The organism is Halobacillus trueperi, from assembly GCF_003386945.1.
GTDB lineage: Bacteria > Bacillota > Bacilli > Bacillales > Halobacillaceae > Halobacillus > Halobacillus aidingensis.
The window spans coordinates 284099-299681 of sequence record NZ_QUAE01000001.1; the positions used below are offsets into that span (position 1 = coordinate 284099).

At 47.2% G+C, this 15583-nt stretch carries 17 protein-coding genes; 16 read left to right on the forward strand and 1 reads right to left on the reverse strand.

Going from position 1 to position 15583, the window contains the following annotated elements; genetic code table 11:
- Position 1 precedes the first annotated feature (1 nt).
- The 11 genes from DYE48_RS01490 (at position 2) to DYE48_RS01545 (ending at position 8949) form a co-directional block, all read left to right on the forward strand.
- Complete coding sequence (locus tag DYE48_RS01490) at positions 2-955, forward strand: 3-hydroxyacyl-CoA dehydrogenase NAD-binding domain-containing protein (protein ID WP_115822085.1); 954 nt, start codon at positions 2-4, stop codon at positions 953-955.
- 14 nt (positions 956-969) lie between these two features.
- Positions 970-1437 (forward strand): thioesterase family protein, encoded by a 468-nt coding sequence (locus tag DYE48_RS01495; protein WP_244199346.1) that lies wholly within the window; start codon positions 970-972, stop codon positions 1435-1437.
- A 149-nt stretch (positions 1438-1586) separates the two neighbouring features.
- A complete protein-coding gene (locus DYE48_RS01500; protein WP_208639624.1) occupies positions 1587-2123 on the forward strand; it encodes a GNAT family N-acetyltransferase in 537 nt (178 codons plus the stop codon).
- 13 nt (positions 2124-2136) lie between these two features.
- Positions 2137-2640: a DUF4188 domain-containing protein gene (locus DYE48_RS01505; protein ID WP_115822087.1), complete on the forward strand. Its 504-nt coding sequence runs from the start codon at positions 2137-2139 to the stop codon at positions 2638-2640.
- Between the two features lie 184 nt (positions 2641-2824).
- On the forward strand, positions 2825-3265 hold the full coding sequence (locus tag DYE48_RS01510; protein ID WP_115822088.1) for a GyrI-like domain-containing protein: 441 nt from the start codon (positions 2825-2827) through the stop codon (positions 3263-3265).
- A 101-nt stretch (positions 3266-3366) separates the two neighbouring features.
- The gene (locus DYE48_RS01515; protein WP_115822089.1) at positions 3367-4401 is read left to right on the forward strand and encodes a zinc-binding dehydrogenase; all 1035 of its coding nucleotides are present in this window, start codon (positions 3367-3369) and stop codon (positions 4399-4401) included.
- A 431-nt stretch (positions 4402-4832) separates the two neighbouring features.
- Positions 4833-5780 carry a cytochrome aa3 quinol oxidase subunit II gene (gene qoxA / locus DYE48_RS01525; protein ID WP_115822091.1) on the forward strand — a complete coding sequence of 316 codons (948 nt, stop codon included), beginning with the start codon at positions 4833-4835 and terminating at the stop codon, positions 5778-5780.
- Positions 5781-5804: 24 nt separating this feature from the next.
- Entirely contained in the window at positions 5805-7748 is a 1944-nt protein-coding gene (gene qoxB, locus DYE48_RS01530) for a cytochrome aa3 quinol oxidase subunit I (RefSeq protein WP_115822092.1), read from the forward strand.
- A 1-nt stretch (position 7749) separates the two neighbouring features.
- Positions 7750-8355 carry a cytochrome aa3 quinol oxidase subunit III gene (qoxC, locus tag DYE48_RS01535; RefSeq protein ID WP_089651036.1) on the forward strand — a complete coding sequence of 202 codons (606 nt, stop codon included), beginning with the start codon at positions 7750-7752 and terminating at the stop codon, positions 8353-8355.
- A 1-nt stretch (position 8356) separates the two neighbouring features.
- Positions 8357-8722, forward strand: coding sequence for a cytochrome aa3 quinol oxidase subunit IV (gene qoxD, locus DYE48_RS01540; protein ID WP_089651037.1), 366 nt, complete (start codon positions 8357-8359; stop codon positions 8720-8722).
- Positions 8723-8742: 20 nt separating this feature from the next.
- A complete protein-coding gene (locus DYE48_RS01545) occupies positions 8743-8949 on the forward strand; it encodes a cytochrome C oxidase subunit IV family protein (protein ID WP_115822093.1) in 207 nt (68 codons plus the stop codon).
- Positions 8950-8975: 26 nt separating this feature from the next.
- Here the strand turns inward: DYE48_RS01545 and DYE48_RS01550 are convergent, their stop codons facing one another.
- Positions 8976-9272, reverse strand: coding sequence for a hypothetical protein (locus tag DYE48_RS01550; protein ID WP_115822094.1), 297 nt, complete (start codon positions 9270-9272; stop codon positions 8976-8978).
- A 390-nt stretch (positions 9273-9662) separates the two neighbouring features.
- On the opposite strand from DYE48_RS01550, the gene DYE48_RS01555 reads away from it, so the two are divergent.
- The 5 genes from DYE48_RS01555 (at position 9663) to DYE48_RS01575 (ending at position 15268) form a co-directional block, all read left to right on the forward strand.
- On the forward strand, positions 9663-10484 hold the full coding sequence (locus DYE48_RS01555) for a helix-turn-helix domain-containing protein (protein WP_115822095.1): 822 nt from the start codon (positions 9663-9665) through the stop codon (positions 10482-10484).
- Between the two features lie 287 nt (positions 10485-10771).
- A complete protein-coding gene (locus tag DYE48_RS01560) occupies positions 10772-11785 on the forward strand; it encodes an ABC transporter substrate-binding protein (RefSeq protein ID WP_167449421.1) in 1014 nt (337 codons plus the stop codon).
- Positions 11786-11799: 14 nt separating this feature from the next.
- Positions 11800-13824 (forward strand): iron ABC transporter permease, encoded by a 2025-nt coding sequence (locus tag DYE48_RS01565; protein WP_115822096.1) that lies wholly within the window; start codon positions 11800-11802, stop codon positions 13822-13824.
- 75 nt (positions 13825-13899) lie between these two features.
- The gene (gene dapF, locus DYE48_RS01570; RefSeq protein ID WP_115822097.1) at positions 13900-14868 is read left to right on the forward strand and encodes a diaminopimelate epimerase; all 969 of its coding nucleotides are present in this window, start codon (positions 13900-13902) and stop codon (positions 14866-14868) included.
- A gap of 4 nt (positions 14869-14872) precedes the next feature.
- Complete coding sequence (locus DYE48_RS01575; RefSeq protein WP_115822098.1) at positions 14873-15268, forward strand: secondary thiamine-phosphate synthase enzyme YjbQ; 396 nt, start codon at positions 14873-14875, stop codon at positions 15266-15268.
- Positions 15269-15583 lie beyond the last annotated feature (315 nt).

Genomic DNA, 15583 nt, shown 5'->3' on the forward strand with positions numbered 1-15583 from the left:
CATGACCGTACAAAAAGTAGCCGTCGTCGGCACAGGAGTCATCGGAAACGGCTGGATCGCCCGCATGCTTGCACAAGGGTATGACGTTGTCGCGACAGATCCAGCAGAGGGAGCTGAAGAGCGCATGCGCCGTGCGGTCGATCAGGCGTGGCCATATGTTGAAGCGCTGGGACTTGCCGAAGGAGCGTCCAAAGACCGTTTGACGTTTGAAAAAGAATTGGCGGATGCCGTGAAGGATGCGGATTTTATCCAGGAAAACGTACCGGAAGTAGAAGAGCTGAAACAGACGGTTCTTCAGAACATCGATCAGCATGCAAAGCCTGATGCCTTGATCGGATCCAGTACTTCCGGCATCATGCCTTCCGAGCTGCAGGCGAATTTGCAGAATCCGGAACGCGTAGTTGTCGCACATCCGTTCCACCCGGTGTATATTCTGCCGCTTGTGGAAGTCGTGGCAGGAAAACAGACGACGACGGAGAACGTAGACAAAGCGAAGGCTTTTTACGAAAGCTTGAACATGAGTGTTTTGCTTGTGCGTCATGAAATTGAAGGGCACATTGCTGACCGTCTGATTGAAGCGATTTGGAGAGAATCCCTGCATATCGTCAATGAAGGCATTGCCACTACAGAAGAAGTGGACAAAGCGTTCACCCACGGGGCAGGTTTGCGTTATGCCCAGTACGGGCCTTTTCTCACCTTCCACTTGGCTGGCGGAGAAGGCGGCATGCGTCACATGCTGAAACAGTTCGGACCGGCATTGAAAAAACCGTGGACGAAGCTTGAGGCACCAGAACTTACGGATGAGCTTTACGACAGGGTCGTGTCCGGTTGTGAAGCGCAGTCGAACGGCATGAGCATGTCGGAATTGGATCAGAACCGGAACGAATTCTTAATCCGTCTCTATGACCTTGTCCAGGAATACTGGCCGAAAGAAACAGAAAAAGCAAAAGCGTAAAGGAGGGGTTTTTTGTGTCATCCTTTTCTTACAAACAGACTGTTCCAGGTGAATGGGTCGATTACAACGGCCACATGAACGATGCGGAGTACAATCGTGCGTTCAGCCTTGCTACAGATGCGTTTATCGATTGGATTGGGCTTGGTGAAAAAGGGCGTGAGCAGTTCCAGTACACGATTTTCACCCTGGAGACGCATACGTGCTACTTGAAAGAGATGCATGAAGACGCAGGTTTTGAAGTGTCTGCACGCGTATTGGATTATGATGCGAAGCGCATCCATCTGTTTTTGGAGATGCACAATGCTGATGGGGAAGTTGTCGCTACGCTTGAAGAGATGCTGATGGGCATCGATCAAAACGAAGGTCGTCCGGCACCCTTTCCTGATGAAGTAGCTCGGAAAGTGGAAGCGGAATACAATCAGACCTCTGGTCAAGAACAACCCAAACAAGTCGGCCGCACCATCGGCATTCGTAGGAAATAATCAAATATGGAATAATATGTAAGACCTGGTCACCCAAAAATTGGGTGACCAGGTCTTACTTTATCTTCCATCCAATAATCGTTCATGAATCATGCTATAATTAAGGAAATATTTAGAATTCTATGAGATTGGCAGGGTGTGTGGAAAAGATGGAAAGTCGTACATATGTTGTTCGGGATCTGTCCTATGTTGTAAGAGTCGCTCAAGAAGCGGATACGAAAGAGCTTTCTGTAGTTCGGCATCGTGTTGACGGTGAAACCGAATACCTGGATCGAGAACAGGGAGAAGGACACTTAAGTGAATGGGATTTCAAAGAGCTCATCAAAAAAGATGCAGATGAGAACAACCATTTGTTTCTGGTTGCCGAAACAGAAGGGACCCTCATTGGTTTCAGTCGGTGTGCCGGCAGTGATTTGAAAAGGCTCTCCCATCATGTGGAGTTCGGTGTAGGAGTGTTAGAGGAATACTGGGGCTACCATGTCGGAAAAGAGCTTTTGCAGCAGTCGATCCGCTGGGCGGAAAGAAACGGGATCGTTAAAATTACCCTGCGTGTTCTTGAAACAAACGAAAAAGCGATTGAAATGTATAAGCGTTTCGGTTTTGAGGTGGAAGGTGTGCTGAAAAAAGATATGCGACTTTCTGATGGTAACTATTATTCGACGATCTTGATGGCACGTTTTACATAAAAGGAGGAAGCTCATGGCCGCTAAAATATTTCCAGGTCGTTATACAGCCGAAGCTGATGATGAAGTGATTGTGTTTTTGATTGGGATGAGGATTAACAAATGGCTGGCTGTACATAAATGGCTGCCCGTTCTTCTGGCGATGCCGCCAATGGTTCAGGAGCTTTATTCACAAAAGGACAATGGTTTCTTTTCCTTAGAGAATTTCATAAACTTTCGAACAACATTGATGATCCAGTATTGGCGTTCGGAAAACGAACTTTATGCTTATGCCAGAGCTCCGAAGCATTTGAAGGCGTGGAGAAACTTCAATCGCAAAGTGAAAGATAACCCGGCTGTCGGAATCTACCATGAAACTTACAAAGTGAAGGACGGGGCGCATGAAGTCATTTACGGGAATATGCCCTTGTTTGGTCTCGCCAAAGCCTACCAGCATGTCCCCGTCCTACCCAACACGGCTTCAGCGAAACAAAGATTGAGAAAAAAGGAAAGAGAGCCGTTTGCGAATACCCGTTCATAAAGCGGTAGACGCTTTCCATTTCTGAACATGTGAAGAAAGATAATCAATGGAAGAAACTCGTCTAAAAGTGAATCGAAGATAAGAAAATGATGGAGCTGAAAAAAAGAGACTACCAGCATAAAAACTTAAAAGAAGGATCTTTAAGCAGTATTCAAAAGGCTCCTTCAGAACGGAGAGTTCTACCATGATCACGTTGAAACGAACCTTTCGAATCGTCGCCATCAAAGGCCACGGAGCTTTTGAAAATTTTGCAACCGAAGTCCCGGACTTTGCGAGACAGCTGTTACATCGGACGAGGGAAATCGAAAACCATGCCAATATCGAGATCGCTCTCTTTGAGCCTAAGATGGGGGAGGATCACCTCGAGGGTCACTATTATGTAGGGGTTCTGGTAAAAGATAAGCCGAGTCAGGTGCCTAAAGGGATGGAGTATTTAGAGGTTTCCGGAACCTATGCTTCATCTAGAGGACCCATCGATCATGTAGATGTCCTTTATAAGGAAGTGGGGGAGTGGATATTTCAACAACAACTCTCCCGGGATTGGCTGACCTATATTGTAGAGACATATCACCCTACGGAAAACGGGGAAGACGTTGAAGTGTTCCTGCCCATACTCGATTCATGAATGCATACTGTGAGCGGATGACTTGATGCACGCCATGAATAACCTTATGATGAATATCGCATATTAGTTGAGAAAAGCGAATCGGAAAGAGGTGCCTTAAGATGAAAGCTGTTCAAGTAACTGGATATGGCGATGTAGATCAGTTGAAGCTGGTGGACATTCCAACTCCAGAACCGAAAGAAAATGAAGTGCTCGTGCAGGTGAAAGCTTGTGCTATCAATAATACGGAAATCTGGATGAGGGAAGGGGCTTACGGCCAAGGCGGCAAGTCAGGCTGGCGTCCCGAAGGCGTTCAATTCCCACGTACCCCTGGTTCTGATATTACCGGCAAAGTGGTCCAGGTCGGTGAACAAGTCGATGAAACGATGATGGGGAAAGACGTCGTTCTTTTTCCGTTCACTTCCAGTGGCCCGGATGGACAAGAACACATTTCGGAAGACATGTCCTTCATCGGTTCCGAATATGATGGCGGATATGCTGAGTATGTCGTGTGGCCCGCAGAGCTTTGCTTTGATATGCCGCTTGAAGATTACACCGAAAGCTGTGTGTTTTCGGTCAGTGGTATGACGGCCTGGCATATGGTCGAACAAGTGCAGCCGAAACCTGGTGAAACGGTGATGGTCACAGGCGCAAACGGCGGCGTCGGCTCGCTCAACATCCAGATCGCATCGAAAGTTTTCGGAGCGGATGTCATTGCGCTCGTTGGGGATTTGAGTATGGAAGAGAGAATGAAAGAACTCGGAGCGACACATGTGCTGTCTTATAAATCCGAGAATCTGGAAGAAGAAATTTTGGAAGCCAACGGTGGTCCCATTGATACCGTGCTTGACGTCGTCGGAGATGCGCTGTTCTCCACGGCCTTGACCGTGCTTAAAAAGGGCGGCAAATTTTGCACATCCGGCTCTTCCGGGGGGCAAAAAACAGAACTCGATTTCCGTACCCTTTATTTGAAGCACATCACCATGTATGGATCGGTCTTAGGGACACGCGAAGAATTCAAGCGGATGTTAAAAGCGATTTCTGAAAAGAAAATACAGCCTGTCATCGACCGGACGTTTCCATTAGAGGAAGCGCGGGAAGCGCAGCAGTATTTCAAAGAGTCGGGTAAAAAAGGAAAAATCGTCCTTCTTCCATAAAAGGTGTTTCATCCATTTAAAGAACCTGTTTCACTTTTATAGTGAAACAGGTTCTTATTTTTTTGCCTGAAAGTTGAAACGTGCAGGGGCCGGTATTGGCTGAAAAAGGTTTCGTCACATCTGGAAGAGGGGTAAGGAGAGGGGGAAGCTCACCATCCCCGATTGTTCTGGCTTTTTCGACGATTGAAAATACCATTCCCTTCCTGGTTGTTCATCCTATTTTTTATTAAATTGTTAGTAATTTCCTTGAAAGCGTCCATCATGTGGCGGATTTATTAAAAGTTCGTGAACGATGTATGACAAAGTTGTGAACTTGTATTTCTAATTCCGCAAAATCTGATATAATCAGTCAAGCCCTGATACGTATAACAGCTCCTAGTTTCCGAGTTTTATACTTAAAATTTAACAGATTGATAGGAGGGTTAAGATTCATGAAAGCTAAGCATCTCCGTAATAGATGGTTTGGTTTGCTGCCGCTCGGCTTGATTCTTTTCTTAAGCGGGTGCGGGCAGTTGGAAATGACTGTGCTCGATCCCAAAGGGCCGGTCGCTCAAAGTCAATATGACCTGATTGTATACTCCCTTTGGTTCATGCTTGGTATCATTGTTGTCGTGTTTGCTCTGTTTGCCTACATGCTCATCAAGTACCGTGAGAACCGACCGGGACGTAAAGAAAGTGACTATGACCCGAATCTGCATGGGAATACGACCATCGAGGTCATCTGGACGGTCATTCCGTTCATCATTGTCATTCTTTTATCCATCCCGACCGTTACGACATTGTTCGACTTGGAGAAAGCTCCCGAACCTGCCGCAGGGGAAGAGGAGAAGGAACCTCTAGTCATTCACGCAACGACGGCGGATTGGAAATGGTTCTTCAGTTATCCGGAACAGGATATTGAAACCGTGAACTACTTACACATCCCTACCGATCGTCCGATTGAATTCCGACTGACTTCGGCAGATTCGATGTCAGCCCTATGGATTCCGGCACTTGGTGGTCAAAAGTACAACATGGCAGGTATGATGACAAAATTGTATCTGCAGGCAGATGAAGAAGGGGTCTACGATGGTCGTAACTCCAACTTCAATGGAGAAGGTTTCGCTGCTCAAACCTTCAAAGTACATGCCGAAAGTGAAGAAGACTTCAACACATGGGCAGAGGAAATTAACAATGAAGCACCAGAGCTGACAGCGGAACGTTATGATGAGCTGCTTGCACCTGGACTGACTGACAAACAATCCTATTCCAGCACACACTTGGATTATGTGAAGCACCATACGAGAGAAGATATGGGCTATGTCGTCGATAAATACCGTGAACAATTCAAAGAAAAGCTTCATTTGTATGAAATTGAAAAACAGGAAAGCTTCCAATAGAACGTAAAGAAAGCAGGTGAAGACATGCACATTACAGATATTCTAGTCACCGGTGAACCGATCATCTATGGTGCCATGGTATCAATGGCCTTAGTTGGGCTCGCCCTCCTTTTCATTCTGACGTATTTCAAAAAATGGAAATGGCTGTGGAGCGAATGGTTGACGACCGTTGACCACAAGAAAATCGGTGTCATGTATATTTTAAGTGCCCTTCTCATGTTATTCCGTGGTGGCGTCGACGCCATGATGATGAGGGTGCAGCTGGCATTCCCTGATTTGGGATTCTTGAACTCCCAGCACTATAATGAAATTTTCACAACGCACGGAACGATCATGATCATTTTCATGGCGATGCCGTTCTTGATCGGACTCATGAACATCATCGTTCCATTGCAGATCGGAGCGCGTGACTTCGCGTTTCCATATTTGAACGCCTTAAGTTTCTGGTCCTTCTTCTTCGGAATGGCGCTCTTCAACATTTCCTTCGTCATCGGAGGATCTCCGGATGCCGGGTGGACAAGTTATACCCCGCTTTCCGGTGCAGCGATGAGCCCTGGACCTGGACAAAACTTCTATCTGATGGGACTGCAGCTATCAGGAATTGGTACCCTTGCTACAGGGATCAACTTGATGGTGACGATCTTGAAAATGCGTGCCCCTGGCATGAAGCTTTTCCATATGCCGATCTTCACATGGTCGACATTGGTCACATGTTTCATCATCGTGTTCGCTTTCCCGATTTTGACCGTAGCTCTTGCACTACTTACGATTGATCGTATTTTCGGTGCACAATTCTTTACTTTGACAGGAGAAGGCCTGCCGATGATGTGGGCGAACCTGTTCTGGATGTGGGGACACCCGGAAGTGTACATCGTTATCCTTCCTGCCTTCGGTATTTTCTCCGAAGTCATTGCCACATTCGCGAAAAAACGTCTGTTTGGCTACAATGTGATGGTTTGGTCGATGATCGTCATTGCATTGCTTAGTTTCTTAGTATGGGTCCACCACTTCTTCACGATGGGTGCCGGCGCATTCGTTAACTCCGTCTTCTCCGTTTCGACGATGTTGATCGCCGTACCGACCGGAGTGAAGATTTTCAACTGGCTCGCGACCTTATATAAATCGAAAATCGAGTTCACTGTACCGATGCTTTGGTCCCTGGCCTTCATCCCAAGTTTCATCCTTGGTGGTGTCACAGGTGTCATGCTCGGTATGGCGGCTGCGGACTATCAGTTCCACAACTCGTACTTCCTGATCGCGCACTTCCACTACGTGCTGATCGCAGGTACCGTATTTGCCTGTTTCGCAGGTCTTGTGTTCTGGTATCCGAAAATGTTCGGTCACAAGATGAACGAGCGTTTGGGTAAATGGGCATTCTGGTTGTTCTTCTTCGGCTTCCATGTCTGCTTCTTCCCACAATATTTCCTAGGCTTAGACGGCATGCCGCGTCGTTTGTTCATCACGAACGTCGCCGAGTGGCTTCCATTGAACGTCATTTCAACCGTCGGTGCTTTCGGAATGGGACTTGGTTTCATCGTGTTCGTTTACAACGTCTACTACAGCTTCCGTTACAGTGAGCGCGAAACAACAGGCGACTCCTGGAATGGAAACGGTCGTACGCTTGAATGGGCGACAACGACACCAGTTCCTTATTACAACTTTGCAACGGTGCCATATGTCGATGAAATCGATCCATATATCCGTATGAAAGAAGAAGGCAAAACGACGTTTGAAGAAGACAAAGTGAAGCCGATCCACATGCCGAGTTATACAGGACAGCCGTTTATTATGATGGCCTTCCTTGGACTTGCCAGTTTCGGTCTTGTCTTTGAATGGATGTATGTCGCTGTCTTCGGATTAATCGGTGCGGTGTTCATGATGATCCGCCGTTCCTTCGATTATGACGACGGTTATTATGTACCGGTTGAAGAAATCAAACGTACAGAGAAAAAAGCGAGGGGGTTATGATATGGCTGCGGAAGAACTGAAAACAGGTCCTTTAGAATATCGCACCCAAGAAGGGCAGATGGGCATCATGGGCTTCTGGATTTTCCTCGGAGCCGAAGTCGTCCTCTTCGCAACCCTTTTCGCAACATATGCCGTGTTGTTCGGACGTACAGCTGATGCACCACTGCCAAGCGAATTGTTTGAGCCGGGCATCGTTCTTGTCATGACCTTCCTGCTTCTTACAAGTAGTTTCACTTGTGGACTTGCGATTCACGAAATGAGACGGGGGTCGGTCAAAGGGCTGATTCTTTGGATGGTCATTACGCTGGCTCTTGGTCTTGGATTCCTTGGTTTTGAAATTTACGAATTCGTTCACTATGCACATGAAGGCGCAACGATCCAGTCCAGTGCATTCTGGTCGGCGTTCTTTATCCTTGCCGGAACACACGGACTGCACGTCACGCTTGGTATCGGCTGGGCGATTCTGCTCTTGATCCAAATCAAGCAGCGTGGTCTGACGAATGTCACAAGCCGCAAATTCTTTATCATCAGCTTATACTGGCACTTCCTTGATGTCATTTGGATCTTCATCTTCACGAGTGTCTATCTGATTGGGATGGTGATTTAATATGGCAGATTCGAAAAAACGTGTACCGATGAATCACGTCATTGGCTTTATCTTGTCGCTTGTCATGACACTTGTTGCCGCATGGGCAGCGATTCAATCCGACCTGCCTGTCACATGGGTCATCATCGGCATCATGATTTTGGCTCTGCTTCAAGCAGGCGTTCAATTGTTCATGTTCATGCACGTCACGGAAGCTTCAAGTGGAAATGGACATGTGCCATGGAACATGATGTTTCACGGTTTCGCCCTCGCTGGCATCATCGTAGCAGGCTCCCTTTTCGTAATGTCCTTCGGGCATGATCATGGAGACACAGGCGAACACCAACAGCACGAGCAGCAAGAATCAGAAGACCATAGCGGTCATTAATACAAATGGGGGTTATCAGGATGGAACAAAAGCAGAACATGTCGATGGAGGCCGGCTGGCCGTGGAAAGATTTAGTTGGGTTCGTTCTTTGCATATTGCTGACGGCTTTTTCCTTAGGCGGAGCGCTTTACTCCTCCTATGACCCTAAATTTGTACTCTATCTATTAACAGGCTTTGGTTTTGTACAGGCCATGATCCAGCTGTACAAACTGCAGCCGAGAGATTAAAAAAAAGAAACGCTTCTTTCCTGGAATCAGGAAAGGAGCGTTTCTTTTTCTTTGGTTAAACTGTCTTGGTACCCAGGGCTTGATTTGACGGTCGCCACGATGAACATCACCCATGCGACGTGCGCGCCGATCAATCCAAGATAGAACATCGACCATGTGATCGAGAAGGCACCTGGATCTGCGTACATCGTCACCTGGAAGAAGTACAGCCACATGCCGATGAGCAGAATCGATTGTGCGACGGCAAAAGCCATCTTTTTCGCTTGTAAAAATAGAAATGGAGCTACTGTCGCCAATAACAAGAACATTACGATCGCACCCATGAAAATCATCTCCTTATTGATGTTTCCTTAATGTAAACGTTTTCTTTGATTTCATTGTAACAAAAAATTCGCACTTTGGACACAAAATGTTCATAATTAGGCTGACAATTTTAGAATTACCGATTTGGCCCTTGTTTAAACAGGTTTTTTTTATAGGGTTCGGGTGAGGCGGCATGAGTGAAAGTGACCGTGCGGGGAGGCAAAGTGACCTAACGGAGGTTGAAAGTGTCCTAACTGCGATTAAAGTGACTTAACGTCATAGGGAAGTACCTTAACACCAATACAAAGTGTCCTAACTCTAAATTTTATGAAAAATTTCATTTTCTTAGACACCAAACTCTCACTTCTATCGATTATAGTTTGAGACTATAAAATGGGAGTGGAAGGAAAATGGATTGGAATAATATAAAAGAACATCAACGCTTCAAAGATAAAAAGGAGCTCGATCTGCATGTGCGCAGTTTTTTATACAAAAGAAAGGCAGCATTGTCAGAGGGAACGCTCAAGGTACTGACGTTCATCTGGCGTCATGCCGTCAAGTTTCCCGGTGTCGCTTTTCCGAAAAGAGCGACGATCATAAAAGGGACTGGATTGAGTGAGAGCACAGTGGTTCGTGCATTAAGAAGCTTAGTGAACGAGAATTTGATTGAAAAAGTGACAACGAAGAAGCCGAACGGACGACAGGGTGGCAATTTGCTCGTGTTCCTGCAACAGCCGGATCTTTTTTTACCCTCGGATGACACCCCTCGTGACACCCTTCCTGACACCCCACAAAAAACGGCAACTCCCCAACAGGACAACCCTCAAGCGGCCAAATCCACACCTGAAACAGAGAAAAAACAGGGAGAATCTTCTATTAGTAAAGTTGTACCGTTTGATGCGACATTTCTGCCATCGTTCATCCCCTCTTCCTTCATTGAAACCTCTCAGCCATTTGTAGGCGCGGAACAGGTGCTGCCGGCTTGGCGGACGGTGCAGAGTGCGTTTAAACAATGGAAGCTGCAACAACCGATCGAGCATTATTTGGATAAGATCAACGAGACGTTCAGGCAGGCGGTTTTTGCTTATAAAAAAGGAATGGTACGTACAGAATTGCTGCGCTACTTTTATGGGGGATTGATGGAAGTGTTCAAACAGATGGTGCGGAAGGAGGGCTTTGAGTCGGGGAAAGGTTTAATTTTTTATGATTGGCTGGGGAGTATGCATTCGTAATTGTGAGGATAGCGCTCTAAAGAGAACCAGTAACGACCTAGCGCAGGGAAGTAACGCCCTAACCACTTGCCATAGCGACTGAACGTGGTTGTATATCAGCCTAATGTTTCACAAGCGTTTCATTGAGAAAAGTTTTCATTGACAGAAATTTGAGTCTGAGGTAGGATAGTGATTGTGATGATAATGAGAATCTTTATCAGTTGTTATTTTTTTCTATGTAAGGGTATGAAGATGAAGCGACGGATAAAGGATTCTACATAAAAGAAACGTGTGAAAGGATGTCAAACATGAAGAAGTTTTGGTTGTTTGCCCTTATGCTTGGGCTAGTCGTTCTTGCTGCCTGTGGTGGCGGATCTGAAGAAGGTTCCGAGAGTGAAGGAACAGAAAATCAGGAAGAAGAAACAACGGAAGAAGAGGAAACTCGTTCCGTGACAATTGAAGATGCAAACGGAGAACAGACGATTGAAGGAACACCTAAGAAAGTCGTTGTTTTAGAGTGGACGTATGCGGAAAACCTTCAGGCACTTGGCATGGAGCCGGTTGGTGTCGCTGGTCTTGATCAATATGGCGACTGGGTCAATGTCGGTATTCCATTCAGCGAAAAAGTGGAAGATGTAGGAACGCGTCAAGAGCCGAACTTGGAAGCGATCTCCCGTTTGAATCCTGATTTGATCATTGGTGTCGATTTCCGTCACAATGCCATCAAAGAAGATTTGGAAAGCATCGCGCCAACGGTCATGTTTGCACCATATTCTGAAGAAGCAGCACAGGATCAGTTCCAGAACATGAAAGATGAGTTCAACACGATGGCGAAAATCGTTGATAAAGAGGACAAGGCTGAACAGGTCCTTTCTGATATGGAGAATACATTCAAAGAGCAGCAGGCCCGCTTAGAAGAGGCTGGGAAAGATGGCATGAACTACGTGATCACACAAGCGTTCACGATGCAGGATACGCCGACGCTTCGTTTGTTCACAGACAACTCCATGGTCGCACAAATTATGAACAGTATGGGCATGAAGAACGATTATGAGTCTGAAAAGCTTGAAGTGTACGGCTACACGGAAACAACAGTAGAAGCGCTTCAGAACTATCAGGACTCCAACTTCTTCTACATCGTTCAGGAAGAAGACAACATTTTCAAAAATCAGTTGGCGGGCAACCCGGTATGGGAAAACCTTGCGTTCGTAAAAGAAGATCGTACGTATCAAATGCCAGGAGATGCTTGGACGTTCGGTGGACCACTATCTGCAGAAGTCTTAGCTGAACAAGTGGTCAACGCAGCCCTTGAAGAAAAATAAAGTGAGTGGATGTTATGAATTCTACACTTAAGAACACAATGATTGCGGTTCTCACCTTCGGAGGTGGGACCGCGTTATTGTGTCTTTTAACATTTATACATATCAATCAAGGAAATGTAGAGATCCCGCTCGGGGTTGTTGTTGAATCAATCATCAATCCTCAGGATACCCTGCAGCACCATACCGTCCGTACATTACGGATGCCCCGTGCAGTCATGGGAATCATTGCTGGTGGTGCGCTGGCCGTCTCCGGTGTGATTTTACAGACCGTTACGAAAAACCCGTTGTCGTCTGCAAGTACGCTCGGCATCCATTCAGGGACGTATTTTGCCGTTGTCGTCACAACGATTTTTCTGCCGGCCGCTATGGTCGGAAATGGAATCATGACCGCTTTTCTCGGTGGAATTCTGACTTTTCTTTTCGTGTACGTCTTATCGGGCGGTTCTGATGCAACGCCTGTCCGGATGGTGCTTGCCGGGATGATTGTTACGTTCCTATTCTCAGCGCTTACATCCGTCCTGCAGATTTTTTATGAAAATGAAACGCAGGGGTTGTTTTTGTGGGGATCTGGAACACTGATTCAGAATGACTGGGATGGAGTGACCTTTTCTCTGCCGGTAATCATCGTTGGAGTGATTGTGACTTTAATCTATTCAGGCAAGCTTGATACGTTAACACTCGGAGACGATGTCGCGACAGCGCTCGGGCAGAATGTGCGCAGCGTTAAAGTCGTCACAATTATCGCTGCTGTACTTTTAACGAGTGTGACCGTCAGTATCGTCGGTCCGATCGGTTTTGTCGGACTTGTGGCGCCGCACTTGATCAAGCTAATCGGTTATCGTGCCCACCTGCCGCTCATCTTAGGGTCGTTTTTATGGGGAGGAAACGTGCTTCTCTTAGCGGACGTCCTTGCCCGCGTGATTGATCCATCCTTCAATGAACTGCCGGTAGGTGCTATTACCGCACTTGTCGGTTCGCCGTGGCTCATCTGGCTAGTGATGCGGATGAAGCGGACAGGCAGCCAGAACAGCGGGGCGATTATGGCCGGGAAGAATTCCGCTACCTTGTCCATGAAAAAATTGCTGCCCGTATTGTTGGCGCTTATTACGATTACGCTGCTCGTCAGCCTTGCTTCAGGGAACTACGGATTCGAACCGTTGGTTACCTACAATGCGTTCTTCGGGGAAGCGAACACCTTCTTACAAAGTTTGATCATAGACTTGAGACTGCCTCGTGCACTTGTTGCTTTGTTCAGTGGGGCGGTTCTCGCAGTCAGTGGTCTCATTTTCCAAGGCGTGTTACGGAACCCGCTTGCAGATCCCTCCGTTATCGGGATCACTTCCGGTGCCGGTGTCGGTGCGTTGATGACGATGTACTGGTTCAGTGTCTCGGCCGTGTGGATTCCCGTCGGCGCGATGGCCGGTGCTTTGGTGTTTTTCATCATCGTCATGGTTTTAGGGGTAAAAGCCGAATTCCAACCAACTGTGCTCGCATTACTTGGAATCGGGATGTCGGCCTTCGGTTCGGCTTTAATTCAAATCATGGTCGTCCAGGCGGATATCGGAGTGGCCTCTGCGTTGACATGGCTTTCCGGTACGACCTATGCCAAAGGGTGGAGTGAGCTGTTGCAATACTTGATCTGGCCGGTCTTGTTGTTCATCCCGCTCCTTGCGTTTTACATTAAAACGCTCGACGTCCTGTCACTCGGAGATGATACGGCCAAAGGACTCGGACTTCGTGTCGTGAACGTGCGTTTTCAAATGGCGTTGATTGCAACGCTGCTTGCTGCCTGCAGTGTAGCTGCTGTCGGCTCAATCGGGTTCGTCGGACTGATTGCTCCACACCTTGCGCGTTTGCTCGTCGGTAGCGTCAACCAGAAGCTGCTGCCTGTTACGATGCTGATCGGTGGGGCGCTGTTAGTGGTTGCGGATTTGTTCAGCCGGACACTGCTTGCACCGAATGAAATTCCATCAGGGATCCTCGTCGCCCTGATTGGAGCGCCTTACTTTTTATGGTTGATGAAAAAGCGTGCGACTTAACGGTCACACGCTTCTTTTTTTGCGCGTATGTATGCTATGATAATGAAAAAATGAACGCCAGGGGAGAGTTGTATTATGAAGATTCCATACATCAAATGCCACGGGTCGGGGAACGATTTCATCCTGATCGATGAGATTGAAAATGACTTTGGCTTTTCAGAAAAAGAGCGAGAGGAGCTGTCGCTGTTATTATGTGACCGGGAAAAAGGCATCGGCTCTGATGGCATTCTTTTTGTTATGCCGAGTGAAAAAGCGGAAGGCCGGATGCGGATGTTCAACTCAGACGGCACGGAAGCGGAAATGTGCGGCAACGGTCTGCGCTGTGTCGCCCGCCATATGATTGAAAAACTCGGGAAAAAGGAAATTGCGATTGAAACAGAGAAAGCCGTGCTGCCCGTTTCTCAAGTAGAAGAGATTTTCCCTGAGATCGATACGTTCTCTGTCATGATTGAGCCTGTCAGTTTTGAGGTCGATTCACTGCCAATGAATTTTGCAGGGAAAGAAGCGGTCGATGTGAAGATTCCCGAGTTGTCTGAAGAGCGAACATTTACAGCTCTAAGTGTACCAAACCCTCACATCGTGACCATCGTCGATTCTGTCGATCAGGAGGAACTGCTATCGGTCGGGAAAAAGGCGAACGATTTGCCGGAAGTTTTTCCGAATGGTGTAAACGTAAGCTATGTCCAGATTCTTGAGGAAAATAAAATCTTCGTCCGTACGTTCGAGCGTGGTGTCGGATTGACAAACGCCTGCGGTACTGCCATGAGCGCTTCTTCGTTAGTATCAACGATTCTAGGACCGAATGATTTGGGTACACCGATCGTTGTCATCAATAAAGGCGGACTCGTCAACTGTGTCGTCGAAAAAGACAACGGACGTTTCTCCATCCAGCTGCGCGGGAATGGAACCAATGTCTATCAAGCAGAGGTTGATGTCGATTTGGGAGCCCTTACTTTTGAAGTTTCAGAGAAGCAATTTTTTGCAGAAGAAAATGCGACCTATGAAAAACTAGAAGCGTTCGCCGCTTCAGAAATCGGAGGTTGATTCTATGTTAAAAACATTCCATGTTAAAACCGATCATCATGATCAAATGATTGATGTGACCAGCCAGGTCCAGGACTGGATCCGTGAAGAAGGCGTCAAAGACGGTGTTGTCGTTGTGCAGTCGATGCACACGACGGCAGGCCTGACTGTGAATGAAAACGCCGACCCTGACGTGAAAACCGATATGCTGCGCCGCTTCCGTGAAGTGTATCCATGGGACCACCCGGAAGATCGTCATGCGGAAGGAAACACAGCCGCACATATGAAAACGAGCACGCTTGGACATGCTCAGACGCTGCTTGTGGAAGATGGAAAACTCGTTCTCGGTACATGGCAGGGACTTTACTTCTGTGAGTTCGACGGACCGAGAAGCCGGAAGTTTGTCGCGAAGTTATTATAAGGAGAAAGGAAGGTACTTCGGTGCCTTCCTTTTTTAGATGATGGCAGTATTATTGAAAGGTTGATTTCGAAACTTTTGTATGAGTTTAGGGGCTGCGGGAAAAGGTTCGCTTTCCATGGGGCGGGCGCTGAGCCTCCTCGGACTAGGTCCTGCGGGGTCTCAGCTGTCCCGCACACCCCATAGGAGTCTCACCGTTTCCCTCCGCCCTTTACCAAATGAGGTTCTCGAAATCCCTCTTATAGTAACCTGCCTAGTTTTGGTGTGAAATCCTGCTTAAACTGCGTCGATATAGGATCCTTAACCATAAAAGCTCTT